This is a genomic window from Bradyrhizobium sp. SZCCHNR1051 (genome assembly GCF_032489615.1).
In the GTDB taxonomy this organism is placed as follows: Bacteria; Pseudomonadota; Alphaproteobacteria; order Rhizobiales; family Xanthobacteraceae; genus Bradyrhizobium.
Genome location: NZ_JAUEYJ010000008.1, coordinates 24605 through 42710 on the forward strand (window position 1 = coordinate 24605; position 18106 = coordinate 42710).

17 protein-coding genes and 1 riboswitch are annotated in these 18106 nt (G+C 67.9%); of the genes, 4 read left to right on the top strand and 13 right to left on the bottom strand.

The window, feature by feature from the left end:
• Positions 1–484: 484 nt before the first annotated feature.
• Both QW868_RS11460 and QW868_RS11465 read left to right on the top strand, forming a co-directional pair.
• On the top strand, positions 485–1816 hold the full coding sequence (locus QW868_RS11460) for a hypothetical protein (RefSeq protein WP_316230594.1): 1332 nt from the start codon (positions 485–487) through the stop codon (positions 1814–1816).
• Between the two features lie 18 nt (positions 1817–1834).
• Positions 1835–2560, top strand: coding sequence for a formyltransferase family protein (locus QW868_RS11465; RefSeq protein ID WP_316230595.1), 726 nt, complete (start codon positions 1835–1837; stop codon positions 2558–2560).
• A 1-nt stretch (position 2561) separates the two neighbouring features.
• Here QW868_RS11465 and bluB read toward each other — a convergent pair whose 3' ends face one another.
• Together bluB and QW868_RS11475 are read right to left on the bottom strand one after the other, a co-directional pair.
• A complete protein-coding gene (bluB, locus tag QW868_RS11470; RefSeq protein WP_316230596.1) occupies positions 2562–3218 on the bottom strand; it encodes a 5,6-dimethylbenzimidazole synthase in 657 nt (218 codons plus the stop codon).
• Entirely contained in the window at positions 3215–4555 is a 1341-nt protein-coding gene (locus QW868_RS11475; protein ID WP_316230597.1) for a cobyrinate a,c-diamide synthase, read from the bottom strand. The genes bluB and QW868_RS11475 overlap by 4 nt, the downstream gene beginning before the upstream one ends.
• 47 nt (positions 4556–4602) lie before the next feature.
• Between QW868_RS11475 and QW868_RS11480 the strand changes: the two genes are divergently transcribed.
• The gene (locus tag QW868_RS11480) at positions 4603–5733 is read left to right on the top strand and encodes a cobalt-precorrin-5B (C(1))-methyltransferase (protein WP_316230598.1); all 1131 of its coding nucleotides are present in this window, start codon (positions 4603–4605) and stop codon (positions 5731–5733) included.
• Here the strand turns inward: QW868_RS11480 and cobM are convergent.
• From cobM to cbiE, 3 genes are read right to left on the bottom strand one after another with little or no spacing between them, the layout of a single operon-like run.
• The gene (cobM, locus tag QW868_RS11485; RefSeq protein WP_315777618.1) at positions 5703–6464 is read right to left on the bottom strand and encodes a precorrin-4 C(11)-methyltransferase; all 762 of its coding nucleotides are present in this window, start codon (positions 6462–6464) and stop codon (positions 5703–5705) included. The two genes, QW868_RS11480 and cobM, sit on opposite strands and share 31 nt — an antisense overlap.
• On the bottom strand, positions 6461–6865 hold the full coding sequence (locus QW868_RS11490) for a cobalamin biosynthesis protein (protein ID WP_315739759.1): 405 nt from the start codon (positions 6863–6865) through the stop codon (positions 6461–6463). Before QW868_RS11490 ends, cobM begins: the two co-directional genes overlap by 4 nt.
• On the bottom strand, positions 6862–8097 hold the full coding sequence (gene cbiE / locus QW868_RS11495) for a precorrin-6y C5,15-methyltransferase (decarboxylating) subunit CbiE (RefSeq protein ID WP_316230599.1): 1236 nt from the start codon (positions 8095–8097) through the stop codon (positions 6862–6864). The genes QW868_RS11490 and cbiE overlap by 4 nt, the downstream gene beginning before the upstream one ends.
• Positions 8098–8111: 14 nt before the next feature.
• Between cbiE and QW868_RS11500 the strand changes: the two genes are divergently transcribed.
• Entirely contained in the window at positions 8112–8885 is a 774-nt protein-coding gene (locus tag QW868_RS11500; RefSeq protein WP_315786207.1) for a cobalt-precorrin-6A reductase, read from the top strand.
• On the opposite strand, the gene cobJ is transcribed toward QW868_RS11500, so the two are convergent.
• The 8 genes from cobJ to QW868_RS11540 are packed head-to-tail and all read right to left on the bottom strand — an operon-like array spanning position 8849 to position 17784.
• On the bottom strand, positions 8849–9616 hold the full coding sequence (gene cobJ / locus QW868_RS11505) for a precorrin-3B C(17)-methyltransferase (protein ID WP_316230600.1): 768 nt from the start codon (positions 9614–9616) through the stop codon (positions 8849–8851). The genes QW868_RS11500 and cobJ overlap by 37 nt on opposite strands.
• Positions 9613–10371 (bottom strand): precorrin-2 C(20)-methyltransferase, encoded by a 759-nt coding sequence (locus QW868_RS11510; RefSeq protein ID WP_315777613.1) that lies wholly within the window; start codon positions 10369–10371, stop codon positions 9613–9615. The genes cobJ and QW868_RS11510 overlap by 4 nt, the downstream gene beginning before the upstream one ends.
• The gene (locus tag QW868_RS11515; RefSeq protein ID WP_316230601.1) at positions 10368–11000 is read right to left on the bottom strand and encodes a precorrin-8X methylmutase; all 633 of its coding nucleotides are present in this window, start codon (positions 10998–11000) and stop codon (positions 10368–10370) included. The genes QW868_RS11510 and QW868_RS11515 overlap by 4 nt, the downstream gene beginning before the upstream one ends.
• The gene (gene cobG / locus QW868_RS11520; RefSeq protein WP_316230602.1) at positions 10993–12267 is read right to left on the bottom strand and encodes a precorrin-3B synthase; all 1275 of its coding nucleotides are present in this window, start codon (positions 12265–12267) and stop codon (positions 10993–10995) included. The genes QW868_RS11515 and cobG overlap by 8 nt, the downstream gene beginning before the upstream one ends.
• Entirely contained in the window at positions 12264–15686 is a 3423-nt protein-coding gene (cobN, locus tag QW868_RS11525; protein WP_316230603.1) for a cobaltochelatase subunit CobN, read from the bottom strand. The genes cobG and cobN overlap by 4 nt, the downstream gene beginning before the upstream one ends.
• A 9-nt stretch (positions 15687–15695) precedes the next feature.
• Entirely contained in the window at positions 15696–16733 is a 1038-nt protein-coding gene (gene cobW, locus QW868_RS11530) for a cobalamin biosynthesis protein CobW (RefSeq protein WP_315799163.1), read from the bottom strand.
• Between the two features lie 19 nt (positions 16734–16752).
• Positions 16753–17148 carry a DUF1636 domain-containing protein gene (locus tag QW868_RS11535; RefSeq protein WP_316230604.1) on the bottom strand — a complete coding sequence of 132 codons (396 nt, stop codon included), beginning with the start codon at positions 17146–17148 and terminating at the stop codon, positions 16753–16755.
• A 3-nt stretch (positions 17149–17151) separates the two neighbouring features.
• The gene (locus tag QW868_RS11540) at positions 17152–17784 is read right to left on the bottom strand and encodes a HupE/UreJ family protein (RefSeq protein WP_315739770.1); all 633 of its coding nucleotides are present in this window, start codon (positions 17782–17784) and stop codon (positions 17152–17154) included.
• A gap of 119 nt (positions 17785–17903) precedes the next feature.
• A riboswitch (cobalamin riboswitch) is annotated at positions 17904–18097 on the bottom strand.
• Positions 18098–18106 lie beyond the last annotated feature (9 nt).

Consider the following 18106-nt stretch of genomic DNA (forward strand, 5'->3'; position numbering starts at 1 on the left):
CGCCTGATCCATCGCGTTCGTACGTTGTAGTTGCTGATAGCACGATAGATGAAGCGATCGACGCGCTGCGTCGCGCGCCGCCGACGCGCGCGTAGATGGCCATCATGTCTATAGCGTCAACGAATGTTGCTGAATGTTTCGATCTGCATCGAGGCTCCAGAGCGTCACCGCACTCGATATATCCGGTGTGAAGCTCGTGATCCGCACTGCAACTTCGTTTGCGAGACCAATCGCCCGCTTCGGCCTTGATAAGGCGCATCAGATCGAAGTGATTGCGAATACTTCTGCTCGCGCAGCCACGGTGTTTGTCATCTGTTGCGGCTTCGAGCAGCGCGCCCGGCAACATTGTGAAACGAAGTTCACGTTTTCCGTGTCGAAAGCCTGGTCTTACTCGCATCATCGCAAGACACCGACGCAAGCCCATGCGCGATCGACGCGCCTGATTGGCCGACGTGGTCCGTTCTATTGTGCGGGAGGGCCCGGCATGACGCGACAAGATCTGAAGACCAACGACCACGACCCGGTGCAAAGCCTGCGCGCTCACGGCGTCAGGCTCGGTCAGCGGCAAGGTGATCGTCTGCAATGGCTGTCGCGAACATTCGGGCCGGTGGTTCACTGCGATGACCTTCCGCCGCCTGACCGTGGCCGCACTATCGTCCTGATCGACCCGCCAACGGGCGCCGGGGCGGAGCTGCTGTACGGCGCGCTGACCTCGCATGACGCCGTGGTGATCCCCTTCGGCGAAAACCCCGCGTTCGATTTCCTGAAATCCAAGTTGACCGAGTTCGGCACCGTCGGCACCTCAGCCGACGGTCCGCACGAATTATGGTGGGGCGGCCGCGACTGGCCTGCGCCGGACGCAGCACCGGCAGCTGCGATGCGTGTCGTGTCCTGCCATCCAACGACGGTCGGCGACTTGCACGTCTATCATCTCAGACGCTCGTTGCAGCGGCTCGGGCTCCCATTCGACATCGAGGCGATCGATCGCCGTCCCGGCGAACGCCTGAGCGCTGCGGACAAGGCCGACTTCATCGCGCGGATGTGGCAGCGGAATCGCGAACCGCTGTTGTACGTCGAGGCCGACGTGATGTTCCAAGCACCTCCGGACCTTCCTCATCTGGCAGGCTGCGACTTCGCCGTCCATAAGTGGAACGGCTGGGAGATGTCGCCGCGCACCCTCTATTTCGGCCGGTCCAAGGCGGCCGGGACAATGCTGACGACCTGGCGTGAGATCGCCTCTTCATATCCCGATATCTGGGACGGCTATCAGATCGATCAGGCCTGGAGTGCGGTGAGCTCCCAGATCGCCCTCGACACGGTCTGGCTTCCCCGCAGCTACCATGCCGTCGCAGGGGAAGCCGGAGTCCGCAGCGCGAAGATCGTCCACAATCTGAAGCCGACAAAGGCTGATCTTGGTCCCGACCCGGACTTTGCCGAGGTGGCGCGGTCGCCCCGGCGGGCCGGGCGCGTCGGCGCGTTGGAGTCGCTGCTCGTGGTGCGCTCGAAAGTAAAATCCGACAGAGGTGTCACGGTCATCCTGCGCGACGTCGGAAGCAGCAGCGCGCGCGCCGCCGCTGACAGCATCGAGAAGCTGACCAGCGCCTTCGTCGCTGATTGCGGCGGCTTTGGCCGCCTCGAGCTCTCACTGTGCTCGTGGCAGCCGGAGGTTCGCATCGCGCGGGAGGCCGCTTTGCTGGCCGACAACATGGTGCTCGAGATCATCCCCGGCCAGGAGCTGCCGGCCAATTTGTTCGCCGCGACGGCCACCTCGGGAGCTGCGCACCGGCCCGCCACCTTCAACGCCCATCGCCGCTGACGCCAACCAGGACAAATCATGTTCGACACCATCATTCTTCTCACCGGCAGCCGCGACCAGCAACTTGCGCTGTCGGAGCTGCTACGGGCGCACAACCCTGCCCTCGCATTCCGTTTCGCGGTCAGCCTGCAGGACATCGAAGCCATCGAACGCGATGCGCTCGGCAGATCCCGCCTGCTTGCCTTCACGACCGGCGTCATCGTGCCTGCCGACATCCTTCAGGCGCTCGGCCACGGCGCCTACAATTTTCATCCGGCCCCGCCGGATTATCCGGGCTGGGCGCCGGCTCATTTCGCGATGTACGACGGTGCGACACGCTTCGGCGCAACGGCCCATGTGATGGAGACCCGTGTCGACTGCGGCCCGATTGTCGGTGTCGAGACGTTCGACATCCCGCGCGGCGTGGATGTCCGTGGTTTGGAGCAGATGACGTTCGTGCGGCTCGCCTATTTGTTCTGGCGCATGTCGCGCGACCTCGCCTGCGACGCCGGCCCGCTGCCGGCGCTCGGCGTCGGTTGGAGCGGAGCGAAGAGCACCAGACAGATGTACGCCGCCATGTGCGACATGTCCGCCGACATCGATCCGGCCGAAATGGCGCGCCGCATCCGCGCCTTTCACGACGACTTCCGCGGCATTCCACTGACCATCAACCTGCACGGCACACGGTTTCAGCTCATGAGCGCCGCGGGCGCTGTTGGCGAGCCAAGGACGGTTGACGCACCGGCGTTGGCGCTCGCATCGTGACCTAGCGCTTGAGCGGCTTGATCACTGTCTGGTCGAGCCGCGTTTCCCAGCCGTGACGTTCCAGCTCGGGATCGTCATGTTCCTCCTGCGGCCAGCCGACGCAGAGATACGCAATCAGGCTCCAGTCGGACGGCAACGCGAGTTCGCGACAGACAGCCGCTGGGTCCAGGATCGACACCCAGCCGACGCCGAGACCTTCGGCGCGCGCCGCCAGCCAGAACGTCTGGATCGCCGCCACCACCGAGTAGCGGAGCGTTTCCGGCATCGTGGCGCGGCCGAGCCGATGACCGGTGGCAGCGCCCTCGTCGGCGCAGACGGCGAGATGGATCGGCGCCTGCGTCAAGCCTTCCAGTTTGAGGCTCGCATAGAGCGCGCGTCGCTCTCCATCATAACCGGCGAGCGCGGCCTGGTTCGCGCGCTCGAAGTTCTCGATGACCGTCGCGCGGCGTTCGGGGCTCTCGACGAGCACGAACCGCCAGGGCTGGCAGAAACCGACGGATGGCGCATGGGACGCGAGCGCGAGCAACTGTTCGATCAGCTCTGGGGAGACCGGATCCGAGCGGAAACGGCGTACATCGCGACGCCAGCGCACCAGCTCGGCAAAGCGCTGCCTGAAGGTCGCGTCGAACTGCGGAGGACGCCGGCCTTGCTCGCTCATGCGCCCTCGCCGCTCAGGACGTGCAGGAACGATCCCGTCACCGACCCGCGCCGGGCGCCGCGCTCGGCGATGGCGCAGCCCAACGCATCGCGGCACGCGATCAGCGGATCGTCGGCCTCGCTCAGGATGGTCGCATAGTGGAATTCGTGACCGTGAACGACGGCGCCCCTTCGGCCGAGGCTGCAATCGGCCAATAGGGTCGCTTGACGGTAGCCGAGATGCAAGCGGCGTCGTGCGAACGAGGTTTCCAGCGACAGCAGCCCCGCCATCGCATGCCGGACACCGTGGGCATCTTCGAGTCCCGCCCCCAGCGTCATGTAGCCACCGCACTCGCCGTGGATCGGCACGCCGCGCAAGGCCATCGCGCGCAACGCATCGAGGAACGACCGCGCCGAGGCCAACCGTCCCGCATGCAATTCGGGATAGCCGCCTGGCAGCCACACCGCGTCGGCTGCGGGATCGGGAGCCTCGTCGTTCAACGGCGAAAACGGGATGGCCTCCGCGCCCTGAGCGCGCCAGTGCCGCAGGAGATGCGGATAACTGAACGAGAAGGCCGCATCTGCTGCGAGCGCAATGCGCTGTCCGGGCGGTTTGATGCCAAGGCCAGATGTCTGCGCAGCGAGATCGGTAGAGCGGATCGGATTCGCGAGACCCAGCAGCGCCTCGAGATCGACGGCTCCGGAGACGCTTGCCGCGAGACGCTCGAGATGGGCTTCGAGGGCCGTGATCTCCTGGGCCTGGACCAGTCCGAGATGACGTTCGGGAAATGTCAATTGCGCGTCCCGCGCCAGCGCGCCGAGCAGCCTGATTCCGATGGTCGCGAACGCCGGCTCGATGAGCGCCCTATGCCGCTCGCTCGCGACCCGATTGAGGATCACGCCGGCCACGTGAACATCGTCGCGAAAACGCGCGCAGCCGAGCGCGACGGCAGCGGCCGTCTCGGTCTGCCCACTCACATCGAGAACGAGCACGACCGGCCAGCCGGTCAGGGCTGCGAGATCCGCGGCCGAGCCGCTGCCCGCGCGTCCGGGATGCGATGCGCCATCGAACAGGCCCATGACGCCCTCGACGATGGCGATATCGGCGTCGGCGGCAACGTCGCGGACAAGCCCCAGCAGTTGCGGCGCCGACATCGCCCAGCTGTCGAGATTGTAGCTCGTCCGTCTTGCCGCAGCCGTGTGAAAGGCGAGATCGATATAGTCGGGGCCACATTTGAAGGGTTGCACGCGCGTGCCGCGCCGGCTGAGGGCACGCAGCAGTCCGAGCGTCACCGTCGTCTTGCCGGCGCCCGAACGCGGCGCGGCGATGATGATCCCGCTGGGCGCCACCCTGGTCATGGCCGCAACGCCGCCGAGGCATGGCAAAATGTGCTATGCGAGCGGACATGATGGAAACTGCGGATCCGCCGAGCCGACCGCTGAAGCGTGGCTGGACGACCGGCAGCTGCGCCACGGCCGCGGCGCGCGCCGCCTACGAGCTGCTGATCACGGGCAACTGTCCTGCCATGGTCGAGATCGCCCTGCCGGGCGGACGTCGTGTCGGCTTTGCGGTCGCGATGCACGAGGCCGACGGCGCGAAGGCAACCGCCGGCGTCATCAAGGACGCCGGCGACGATCCTGACGTCACGCACGGTGCGCTGGTCAAAGCGACTTTGCGGCGCGGTGCAGACAATTCCGGCGTGACGTTCCGCGCCGGCCCCGGCGTCGGCACAGTGACGCGACCAGGATTGCCGCTGCCGCCGGGAGAACCTGCGATCAATCCGGTGCCGCGCGAGATGATCGCGGCGGCGATCAATGAGGCCGCTGCAGCGCTCGGCGCGGCGCGCGACGTCATCATCGAGATCTCCATTCCTGGCGGCGAGGAGCTCGCCCGGAAGACGCTGAACCCGCGCCTCGGCATCGTTGGCGGCCTGTCGATCCTCGGCACCACGGGAATCGTCGTGCCGTTCAGCTGCGCCGCCTGGATCCACTCCATTTATCGCGGCATCGACGTCGCGCGCGCCGCCGGCCTGCCGCACATCGCCGGCGCGACGGGAAGCACATCGGAGAAGGCCGTGCAGCAGCTCCACGGCCTGCCGGAGACGGCGCTGATCGACATGGGCGATTTCGCCGGCGGCATGCTGAAATATCTGCGCCGGCATCCGGTGGCCCGCATCACCGTGGCCGGCGGCTTCGCCAAGATGACCAAGCTCGGCCAGGGCCTGCTCGACCTGCATTCGCGCGCCGGCGAAGTCGATCTCGGCTGGCTCGCGAACACGTTGCATGACGCCGGCGCGCCGGACGCGTTGGTCACGACCGCACGCACCGCCAACACCGCGTTGCAGGTGCTTCAAGAGGCCGAGCGGCTCGGATTTCCGGCCGGCGAGGTCGTCGCGCACGCCGCCTGGCAGACGGCGCGGCGTGCGCTGGGCGACAACGACGTTGCGCTCGATGTCGCCGTGTTCGACCGCGATGGCCGGCTGGTCGGACAGAGTTACGGGCCGGCTCATTCGCCCCTCCCGCGGAAGCGTCGCTGATAATCGGCATCGTACAGCGCGCTATTGCGAAAATCCTCAGCTGCGAGCGCGCGGCCCACCAGGATCAGCGCGGTCCGCTCCACGGCGGAAGTCGTGATCTGCCCAACGATCGTCGCCAGCGTGCCGGTCAGGATCAACTGATCCGGCCAGCTCGCGCGATAGACGATCGCCACCGGACAGTCGTCGCCGTAGTGCGGCCGCAGCTCCTCGACGACTTTATCGAGAACGTGGATCGAGAGATGGATGGCGAGCGTGGCGCGCGACTGCGCGAACAGCGAGAGCTGTTCCGTCTCCGGCATGGCCGAAGCGCGGCCGGAGGTCCGCGTGAGCACCACCGATTGTGCGAGTCCCGGCAAGGTCAGCTCGCGACCGAGCGCGGCCGCCGCCGCCGCGAACGACGGCACGCCGGGTGTGATCGTGTAGGGTATCCTCAACGCGTCGAGGCGCCGCAGCTGTTCGCCGAGCGCGCTCCAGATCGAGAGATCGCCGGAATGCAGCCGCGCCACATCTTCGCCCGCGAGCGTGGCACGCTCGATCTCGGCCACGATCTCGTCGAGCGACATCGGTGCCGTATCAACGATACGCGCACCGGGCGGACAATGATCGAGCAGCGCCTGAGGAACCAGCGAGCCCGCATAGAGACACACCGGGCAGCGCGCGATCAGGTCGCGACCACGCAAGGTGATCAGGTCGGCGGCACCGGGACCGGCGCCGATGAAGTGCACCGTCATGGCGCAGGCTCCGCATCGGTGACAGCCTCGCCCTCCGCCAGCGCGCAGGTCGCCGCGGCGTTTGCGACGCGCGCGAGGATCAGCCGGGCATTCGCGCCGGCGGCAGCCAGCGCGGCCGTCTCGGCCACGGAAGGTACACCCTTCAAGCGCCTGACGCGATCGCTTCGCGTGATCGCGCGATCGGCGACAGCCGTCATCGCTGCAGAGGCAATTCCGAGCAGCGGACGGCCAAGCCGCTGCGCGGCGCAGATCACGCCAGGCTCGCTGACCTTGTCGGCCGCAGTGGCGAGCACCGCCACGTCCGCGGGTGCGAGGCGCGCAAGCGAGAGCGCATGTGCAATCACCGCCTCGATGTCTGCGACGCTGGCGGCACGGCGGCAGCCAATCCCGAGCGCGATCATGGCTTCGTCACCCGCCACTGCGTGATCGGCATGGCCTGCCGCCAGCCATGCATGCGACCGACCGGTTCGATCCGCGAAACGGCGATGCGGATCAGTTCACCGCCATGCTGGCCGAACAACGCGCTCAGCCGCGTCTCGCCTTCGAGCGACACCACGTTGGCGACGAGGCGGCCGCCGGGTTTCAGCCGCGACCAGACGGCTTCGAACACCCCCGCTTCCGAAATGCCGCCGCCGATGAAGACCGCATCCGGCGACTCAAGATCCGCCAACACCGCCGGCGCGCGCCCCATCACCAGCTTCAGCTCGGGAGCGCCGAGCGCCAGCGCGTTGCGCATCGCCCGGTCGGCCCGGTCCTGCCGCGCCTCGATGCCGATCGCGCACAACGAGCCATGACGCAGCAGCCACTCGATTGCCACCGAACCCGAGCCCAGCCCGACGTCCCACAGCAGTTCGCCTGGACGTGGCGCCAGGGCCGACAACGTCACGGCGCGGACCTCGCGCTTGGTCAGCTGGCCGTCATGCTCGAACAGATCATCGGCAAGACCGGTGGTCAGCGGGATCACGGGCGCATCAACCTCGGCATCAACCTCGATCGCGATCGTGGTCAACGGATGGATATCGGAAAGATCGAACGCGTCCGCCAGCGCGCTGCGCACCCGTTCGTGCGCGCCGCCGATCGCTTCCAGCACCGTCAGGCGCGAGCGTCCCATGCGGCGTGAGGTCAGCAGCGCGGCGAGCCTTGGGGCGGTGGATCCATCCCAGGCCAGCGCCAGAATGCGCGCCCCCGGCGCAAGATGGCGGATGATCCCTTCGAGCGCGCGGCCGTGCAACGTCACCTGCGCCACGTCCTGCAGCGGCCAGCCGAGCCGCGCCGCCGCGAGGCTGAAGGCCGAGGGCTGCGGGACGCATAGCATCTCGGCGGACGCGAAACGCTGCATGAGCTGCTTGCCGACGCCGTAGTTGAAAGGATCGCCGCTTGCGAGAACGACGACGGGCTCTCCCCGTCGCGCCGCGATCTGATCGAACGCGAGCTTCAGCGGGCTGGGCCAGGCCAGCCGTTCCCCCGCAATCAACGACGCCGCAAGCTCGATATGACGGGCGCCGCCGACCACGAGGGCCGCCTGCGCAATGAGACGTCGCGCAGACGTCGAGAGGCCGTCAACGCCGTCCTCGCCGATCCCGACGATGGACAGCCAGCGCTGCGCGTTGCAAGTTGCGGCCGAGTTCACCATGGACGCTTCCCCGCATGCGTATCCTCATTCTCGGCGGGACGACCGAGGCTTCGGAGCTGGCGCGGCTGCTCGCCGGCGACGACCGGTTCACGGCGACACTCTCGCTCGCCGGCCGCACCGCTTCGCCCAAACCGCAGCCGCTGCCGACGCGCATCGGCGGCTTCGGCGGCATCGCCGGACTGGAAGCCTGGCTGCGGGATCATGCGATCGACGCCGTCGTCGATGCAACGCATCCCTACGCCGACCAGATCTCGCGCCATGCCGTCGCAGCCTGTCATGCGCTGTCGGTGCCGCTGGCGTCGATCCGGCGCGCGGCGTGGCAACGCCAGGCCGGCGATCGCTGGATCGAGGTCGACAGTGCCGACGACGCGGCTTCGGCGCTCGGAGCGGATCCGGCGCCTGTGTTTCTCAGTCTTGGTCGCCTGGAGCTCGCAGCCTTCGGGGCAGCCCCGCAGCATCGCTATGTCGCCCGAACCATCGACCCGCCTGGTGACGTCCTGCTGCCACCCGACATTCGCTTCGTCCACGATCGGGGGCCGTTCGACGAGCCGACAGAGGAAGCCTTTCTGATCCAGGAGCGCATCGCCTTCGTGGTGTCGAAGAACTCCGGTGGAGCCGCGACCTATCCGAAGATCGCAGCCGCGCGACGGCTCGCGATTCCGGTGGTGATGATCACCCGCCCCGAGAAGCCGCATGGCGTCGCGCTGGACGGCGCACGAGCCGCGTTGCAGTGGCTGGAGGCGCAGCTCGCTCATGCACCGCCCTCGACTTCACGACGCAGCGTATAGACGAAGGGCGGCTTGCCCCCGCGCGCGATCAGGCGCGTGGCCGTCGAGCCGATCAGCACGAGCGTGCGCATGTCCGCCTTGTCGGGATCCACCTCGCCCAGCGTGGTGATGATCTGTCTGACCTCACCACTGCCCGCAGCCCGCACCAGGATGACGATGGTCGAAGCCGGCTTGATCTGCCGCAGCAGCGCGAACGCCTCACCCAGCTGATGCGGTCGCGCCTTGGAGAGCGGATTGTACAGCGCGATGACGAAATCGGCTGCAGCGGCCGCCTCCAGGCGGCGGCGGATGGTCGTCCAGCTCTTGAGATTGTCAGACAGCGAGATCGCACAGAAGTCGCCACCGAGCGGCGCCCCGACCTCAGCCGCGGCTGCCAGCATGGCCGTGACACCAGGCTCGACGCGGATGTCGAGGTCGCGCCAGGCCGCCGGTCCCGCCTCGACCGCTTCGAACACCGCTGCGGCCATCGCGAAGACGCCGGGATCACCACCCGACACCACCGCGACCTGCTTGCCGTCGCTTGCGAGCCCGAGTGCGTGGCGGGCGCGGTCGAGCTCGACGCGATTGTCGCTGGCGTGCCGGATCTGGCCCGGACTCGTCGTGGTCACTCTGTCGAGATACGGTCCATAACCGATCAGATCGGTCGCGCGAGCGATGGCGACCGAGGCGGCCGGCGTGATCAGTTCGGCTCGCCCTGGGCCGACGCCGACAATGGTCAGCGTGCCCGTCATAGCCGCCGCCCCTGTCCGGGGATCAGGATCATCGAGAAATAGGGGCCGCGCTCCAGCTCCACCTCGGCCAGGGGCGCGACACGCTGCGCTTCCATCGTGCCGCGCTCGACATAGAGCGCACGATCGAGCAAGCCGGCGCTGATGATCGCACGCTTCACCTTGGTGAGGTTGCGCCCGACCTTCATGATGACGGCGGCCTCACAACGCGTCAGCCGGTCATGCAGGACGTCCTCGCCCAGCGTGCCCGGCAAAACGGAGAGGACGTCGTCGCCCCAGGTGATCGGAACATTGGCCTTGGTCCAGCAGCCGGACATGCCGGTGACGCCCGGGACGACCTCGACCGGATGATCGCGCTCGAGCCGCCGCCACATATGCATGAACGAGCCGTAGAAGAACGGGTCGCCTTCGGACAGCAGACCGACCGATCGCCCCGCCGCCAGATGCGCGGTGATGCTGTCCGACGCACGTCGGTAGAAGTCGGCGATCTGGGACTGATAGGACAGGTCGGCAACGGGCAATTCCTCCGTGACCGGATATTCGAGCCGCAGCTCGTGCCGGCCCGATTCCATCAACGGCGCGACGATCCGTCGCGCGTTGCCTTCCATGCCGCGCTTGGCAAAGAACGCCACCACATCGACGGACCGGACCAGGCCGGCGGCGCGCAAGGTCAGATAACGAACGTCGCCCGGACCGACGCCGATGCCGTAGAGCGTGCCCGGATTTGCCGAGCCCGCGATGGTGTCCAGCAGGCTCATTCGACATCACTCGCGATGGCATTCACCGCCGCGACCGCCATGGCGCTGCCGCCCTTCCGACCCTTCACGATCAGATACGGCACACGGCCGTCGGCCGCGAGCGCCTCCTTGGATTCCCGGGCTCCGACGAACCCAACGGCCGTTCCGATCACCGCGGCCGGTCGCGGCGCGCCCTGATCGAGCATGTCGAGCAGATGAAACAACGACGTCGGCGCGTTGCCGATCGCCACCAGCGCGCCGCCGAGATGCGGCCGCCACAGCTCCAGCGCCGCCGCGGATCGGGTCGTCCCGAGCTGCGCGGCGAGCGCCGGCACCTCCGGAGCATCGAGCGTGCAGATGATCTCGTTCCTCGCCGGCAGCCGCGCCCGCGTGATCCCCTGCGCCACCATCTTGGCGTCGCACAGGATTGGCGCGCCACGATCGAGCGCCGCCCGCGCTTCGGCGGCGAAGTGTTCGGACATGGCGATGTCGGAGGTGATCTCGACCATGCCGCAGGCATGGATGATGCGCACGGCGATCTTCTCTTCCAGTCCGTGGAAGCGCGACAGATCGGCCTCGGCGCGGATGGTCGCGAACGAACGGCGATAGATCTCCGCCCCGTCCTTGATGTAGTCGCCCAGCTCAGACATCGGCCTTTTCTTTCGTTTCGAACAGCCCGTCGACGTCGGTCTCAGTGGGATCGAGCATGCCGCAGGATTCGCTCTTCACCGTGCCGTTGCGGACGATGTGATAACCTTCGCCCTCGCCGACCAGCACGACGTCCGCGGCTGCCGAGCGTGCGCAGCCCTTGGCGCAGCCGGAGACGTGCAGCGTGCCGTTGAATCCGGTCCGGGCCATCGCATCCGCGAGCACGCGGGCATGCTGTCGCGTCGCCAGTCCCGTCGACGGACAGCAGCCGACGCCCGAGCAGGCGTCGATGCGCATCAGTGGATCGGTATCGTCGACAACCAGGCCGAGCCGGGCTGCATCCGCCACCAGTTGCTCCGCGGTCACGGCGCCCGCGGCGACATACAGCGCGCGCCATGGAGACAGGCGGACCTCGGCGACATCGTGTGCCGCGAGCATGGCCGCAAGCCGCGCCAGCGTGCCGCTATCGATGCGGCCGAATGGCACGCCGAGACCGACGGCGCAGGTTTGATCCGTCAGGGCAATGATGCCGCAACGTCGTTGCGATTTCGCGGCTGATGGCGTCGCGATGACGTTGGAGAGATCAAGGCCCAGTTCGGCGGCGACGGCGGCGCGCGCGTGCGGCGGCAAATCTGCGGAGCGCCGCGTCGGGCTGTGTTGCAGCACCAGCCGCGCGAGCCGCACAGCCGTCGACGCCGCATCGGCATCGGCTGTCGTTCCCAGCCACACGGACTCAACAGAACCGGCAATGCCGACGGCGATCCGCCTTGCCTGAGTGCCACCACAGGCGACGAGACGAACATCCGCGGCGAGCCCGGTCAGCGGCAGCCTGCCGCCGCCGTCCAGGGCAAAGCCGAACTTGGCCGGCAGCGCATGGAGCGCCTGATCCGAGGCCAGCAGCGTCTCCAGCTCGGCGGCGACGGGGCGCATGTCGACCCATTCGGCCGGGTCGAGTCCCGCCAGCGGGTTGACGACGATGTTGCGGATGGCCTCGAGCTCGGCGCTGTCATCGAGCAGGCCGAGCGATGCCATCAGCTCCCACAGCGGCGCGAGCGTCTCGGACGATACGCCACGAATTTGCAGATTGGCGCGGCGCGTGAGGTCGATCTGGCCGTTGCCGTAGCGCCGAGCGGCCTCGGCAAGCTCACGCAGCGCCGACACCGGCAACGCGCCACCATGCGGCCGGACACGAACGATGAGGCCGTCGCCGCTCGGCATCGGCCGCCGCGCGCCCGGGCACCAGCCCTTGATCTCGACCGAGGCGGTCATGACGCGCTCTCCGCTTGCGTCAGGCGCGCGCGGGCATGCGCAAGCTCATCGGCGACGGCATTCCGGCGTGGCACCCACAGCTGCCGTCGCAGCGCGTCTTCGAATCGCGCCACGATCGCGGCGACGGCCGCGGGATTGCGTGCGGTCATGCCGTCCAGCACGGCCTCGTCGCGCAGCAGCGCGCCATGCGCCAGATCGAACAGGTGCTCGGCAACGGTGTCGGAGGTGGCCGCAAAGGCGTAGAGCGCGTCGACGCCCTGCGCGATCTCGGCGACGCCGCGATAGCCATGCGCGAGCATTCCCGAGATCCAGCGCGGATTGATGAGACGGCCGCGCACCACGCGGGCAATCTCCTCGCTGAAGCTCCGCGCCGCCGGCGCCTCCGGACGGCTGGTGTCGAGATGCAGCAGTACGGGCGACGCGCCGAGCGACGCTGCAGCGGCTGCGAAGCCTCCGGCGAAATCGGCCACCTCCTCGCCATCGAGGAGGTCGCGCTCACGATCGTCCTGCGGATGCACGAGGGCATCGGCGCTGCGGACACGGGCGCGGAACGTGTCGGAGGCCGACACGCCGTCATGCGCTCCGCCGAAACTGTAAGCGGTGCTCTCAAGATACGCTTCGCCGAGCTGCGACCGGCTCGTCCAGTCCATCCCGAGCGCGAGGTCGGCGGCAACGGCGCCGTAGCTGCCGGGCGCGCCGCCGAACACGCGCGCCAGGCTCTCGCCGCGCCGCCGTGCCGCGGCCAGCGGATTGTCGGCATCGTCCTCGTCGAGTGACGCCACCTTCTGCACGGCGAGATCAAACAGCGCGATCTGCGCTTCGAACAGGTCGCGAAACAGCCCCGAGATCCGCAGCGTCGCATCGATGCGCGGGCGGTCGAGCATCGCCAACGGCAGTACGTCGACGCCGGTGACACGATTGGAGTTGAGGTCCCAGCGCGGCCGCACGCCCAGATAAGCCAAGGCCTGGGCCAGATCGTCACCGCCCGTGCGCAGCGATGCGGACGCCCAGAGATCGAGCATGAGCGCGCGCGGGTAGTCACCATGATCCTGCAAATAGCGCCGGATCACCTCGTCAGCCGCGCGTACGCCGACCACAGCGGCGGTCCGGGTCGGGATCGCACGCGGGTCGATCGCGGTGAGATTACGCCCCGTGGGCAACACGTCGAGCCGGCCGCGGCTCGGCGCGCCGGCGGGACCGGCAGCGACGCGGCGACCGTCGAGCGCCGCGAGCAACGCGCTGCGTTCGGCTGCAGCGCTCGCGGCGATCCGTGCGGCGATGTCGGCGCGATCGACCGTCGCGGCCGCCGGCCCCATGGCCGCCGTGATCGCATCCGCAAGCAGGCCGGTCGCCGCCGTGTCGGGCGCTTCCCCGAACACATGCAGGCGGTCGCGCACCGCGAGCTCCTTGATGTCACAGAGCTGCGCATCGAGCTGTGCGATCGCCTCGCGTCCGGTCATCGCACGGTCGAGCCCGCAATCGGCGGCCAAGCCACCCTGCCAGGCCCGCGCGACGATCTCCTCCTCGAGCAGCTTCAGCCGGCGCTTGTCGAGGCCATCCGCCTCGGCATATTCCTCGACCAGCCCCTCCAGCTCCAGCAAGGGTCCGTGCAGACCGGCCTGCGACAGCGGCGGCGTCAGATGCCCGAGCGTCAGGGCCGACAATCGCCGCTTGGCCTGCATCGCTTCGCCGGGATTGTTGACGATGAAGGGATAGATCACCGGCAGCGGGCCCAGCACGGCCTCCGGCCAGCACGCATTTGAGAGCGCCAGTGCCTTGCCAGGCAGCCATTCCAGCGTGCCATGCGCACCGAGATGAATCAGCGCATCGATCCGCTCGGCCTCACGCAGATGCGCATAGAGCGCGACATAGGCGTGCCGCGGAGGCACGCTCGTGTCATGGTACCCAGACTTGCGATCGGCGCGATTGCCACGATCCGGCTGTAGCAGGATCGAGAGTTTTCCCGCACGCAGCACCGGAAAACGGAAGGTGCCATCTCGAACCGCCGGGTCGGCTTCCGCCTCTCCCCAATTGTCATGCGAGGCACGCTGCAGCTCATCCGGCAACAGCGCCAGAGCACACCGATAGGCCGCGAGCGGCACCACGAGCTCATCTGCCTCGTCCCGCAGCAGCGCGTCGACATCTTCGGCGGTCGGCGCTGCGCGGTCGATATCGTACCCCGCCTCCGCCAACAGCCGCGCAATGGCGGCTGCGCTTTCGCTGGTGTCGAGACCGACAGCGTAGCCGCGGCGCCCGCCGCGCGCCGGATAATCGGAAAGCATCAGCGCCACGCGCCGCTCGCTTGCCGGCAGCGCCCGCAGCCGCGCCCATCGCGCCGCGAGCCGGGCGACGTAAGCAATGCGGTCGTGTTGCGGTACATAACGCATCGTGCCGAACTGCAGACGCTCATCCGCCGGCATTTCACCCTTGAACGCAATCGGGCGCGCCAACAGCCGGCCGTCGAGCTCCGGCAGAACGACATTCATGGCCAGATCCGTCGGCGACAGTCCGCGCGCCGACGAGGCCCAGGCCTCTTCGGTGCTCTGCGCCTGGATGATCTGCAAGACCGGCGCGTCCGCGAGGTCGAGCACCGTAGTGCCGTCGTCGCGCAGCGCCGAGAACGCGGTGGCGTTCAAAATGATCGCAGGACGCCGGCGCTGGACGAGTCGCGCCAGTGCATCCCCGATATTGGGATCCTTCAGGCTGGTCACCGCGACCGCGACCGCCGCCAGCCCTTCACCTTCGAGCGCCCGCATCAGCTCCGCGATCCCTGCCGTATCCGCGGCGAGCAGGCCCGCACGGTAGAACACGATCAACGCGGTGGGCCGCGCATCATCGTGGCCGCAGAGATCATCGATGCCGACGGCTCCGCGATCGGGCATGAAGCCGACGATCGAACCGATCGCGACCGGCTCCGCAAAATGCGCGTCGCGCCCGAGCAGCGTCGCGAGATAGCGCAGGGCCTCGCGCGCATTGCCGACGCCGCCCTCGTGCAGATAGCCGTAGAGACGCGAGGTCGCGTCCTGCGGCAGGGTCGAGAGCGCATCGAGCCTCTCGTCGGCGCGATCATCACCCGGCAGTGCCGCGAACAGGATGTGGCGGCTGCGGCAGACCGATGCGATGCGCTCCAGCCCGTAGCGCCAATAGTCGAGCCCGCCGAGACAGCGCACGACGACGGCGCGCGCGCCCAGCACGACGCGGTCGACATAGAGATCGACCGACATCGGATGCTTCAGCCGTTTCAGGCTCGCGAGGCGCAGGCTCGGCAGCTCATCCGACGACGCGGTCCAGGCCTCGGCCAATGCCGACAAGTCGCTATCCGAGAACGACAGCACGACGATTTCGGCCGGCGACTGTGCAAGATCCACGGCCTGTTCGAGGTCGTCGAGATCCGCGCCCGTTGTCGCCAGCAGGTGCATCGGTCCCGCCTATCCTGTGATCAGGCTCTGGATGGCGGCGGCATCGAGGCCGCGCTCGCCGATGATCACCAGCCGCCCCTGCCGCGATTCGCCGGATCGCCACGGGCGCTCGAACTGATGCTGGATGCGGTTGCCGACGGCCTGCACCAGGAGGCGCAGCGGCTTGCCGGCGACTTCCACGAACCCCTTCACGCGCAATACGTCATGCGCGTCGACGGCGGCCGCGATGCGGTCGACGAGCGCATCGGGCGAAGCCTGCGCCGGAACGTCGAGCACGAAACTCTCGAAATCGTCGTGGTCGTGCTCGGCCTCGTTGTCGTGATGTGACGGTCGGGCCGCGAGATCGTCCTCCGCTGCGGCACCGAGCCCGAGCAGAATTGAAGCCGACAGCCTGCCGTGCTCCGTCGCGATCACCTTGACGGCACGCTGCACCTTCGCCGTGATCTCGGCCGCGACATCCTTGCGCTGCTCCTCGCTCATCAGGTCGCTCTTGTTCATCACAACGAGATCGGCGCACAGCAGCTGGTCCTCGTAGACCTCCTCCAGCGGGTTGTCGTGATCGAGTGAAGCATCACTGGCGCGCTGCGCGGCGAGCGCTTCGGGATCGTCGGCGAAGCGTCCCGCGACCACCGCCGGGCCGTCGACGACCGCCACCACACCGTCGACGGTGACGCGCGTCGCGATCTCCGGCCAGTTGAAGGCCTGCACCAGCGGCTTCGGCAGCGCGAGCCCCGAGGTCTCGATCACGATATGCTCGGGCGGCTCCTTCTGATCCAGCAGGCTCCTGAGCGCGGGCACGAAATCATCGGCAACGGTGCAGCACAGACAGCCGTTCGACAGCTCGACGATGCGATCCTCCGGACAGTCCGGCACGCCGCAGCCTTTCAGGATGTCGCCGTCGATGCCGACATCGCCGAACTCGTTGACGATGATGGCGAGCCGGCGACCGTTCGCGGTCTCGATCAGGTTGCGCACCAGCGTGGTCTTGCCGGCGCCGAGGAAACCGGTGACGATGGTGCAAGGCGTCTTGGCGAACGACTTCGTCATGGCGATACGATCTCTCGTTTCAGCGTGGTGCTGACAGCGCGGGAACGCGCGCAACGGTGTTCTTGCGGATGTATTCGGGACGCTCGCGCCAGGCCGGCAGGCCGGCGTCATGGCGCTGATGCAGCTGCGCGAATGTCAGCACATCCTGAACATGCAGATCCGGATCGAGCGCGCCGAGCACGTAGGTCCATTTGCCCGGCGCCGTCACTGCAACCGTGCACGCACGATTGCAGTTCGACAGGCACTCGACGCCGACCACGGTGACACCGGCGCGCTGCGCGGTCGGCAACGTCTCGATCGCGGCGAGCAGACGGGCTCCGGCCCGCGGCTGATCAGGCGGCGTAGGTTCCGTCGCCTGCGAACGGCAGGTGACGCAGACGAACAGCGTCGTCTCACCAGTCTCCGATGCGGTCATCAATCAGCCGATCACGCCGGCCGCCGTCGCCGCGGCGACCCCTCCCACCAGCACGATGGCAGCGCCCGCGAGCCGCAGCGCCAGCGGTGCGGCCGCTTTGGCCTTCGCCGACAGCAGCCTGGTGCCGAGGAACGCGCCGGCGGCGATGAGGGTCTGGATCACGAGCAGACCGACGAGATAGGCCCCGAGCGGGGTGTTCTCGGCCCCAACGATCGATTCACCCAGCGCATATCCATGGACGAGGCCGGTCACGGCGAACAGGCCGGCGACGGGCAGCACGCCGAAACCGCCACGCATCACCACCACCAGACCGACCACGACGGTGGTCAGGCCGACCAGCAGCTCGGCAGCCGGGATGTTGGCCTTGGCCACATGAAGGCCGACGCCCGCGATCATCGCTGTGGTGAAGGCGAGCACCGGCGCGAAGCCGCGGCCCAGAAGCGCTGCAACGATGCCCGCACCGACGATGGCGGCCAGATGGTCGATTCCGATCACAGGATGGCCGAGGCCGGACAGCAGGCCCTGCGCAAACGTCTGCGGCAGCTTGCCATCCATCATGTGATGCGCGAAGGCGGGATCGGCGGCGAGCAGCACCAGGCTCGCGGCTGCAAAGGTCGTGGTACGGGTCAACTTCATGGCCGTCTCCGTCGCTTGCCGGCTCCCCCAGAGGACCGGACGATGCGCTGCATCCGACGGCATCCCGCCCATCCCGGCGGGATCAGAACCAGCATCGCGACTCCCCGCGCGACGGGTCGGCCAACAGCAATGTCGACGGCAGGTCTCCTGGCTCTCGGGTCACCGCATGAAGCCACCTTCCCGGTTTCCCAGTGGTGTCTTGGCCTCACACTCGCCGATTACAGTTGCGGGGGCAGCCACGGCCTTGGGTCAAGAACCCGCACCGTGTTCCCTAAATCTCTCCTTTCGGAGAACCGTCATCTGTTAGATACGGGTCGCGCCA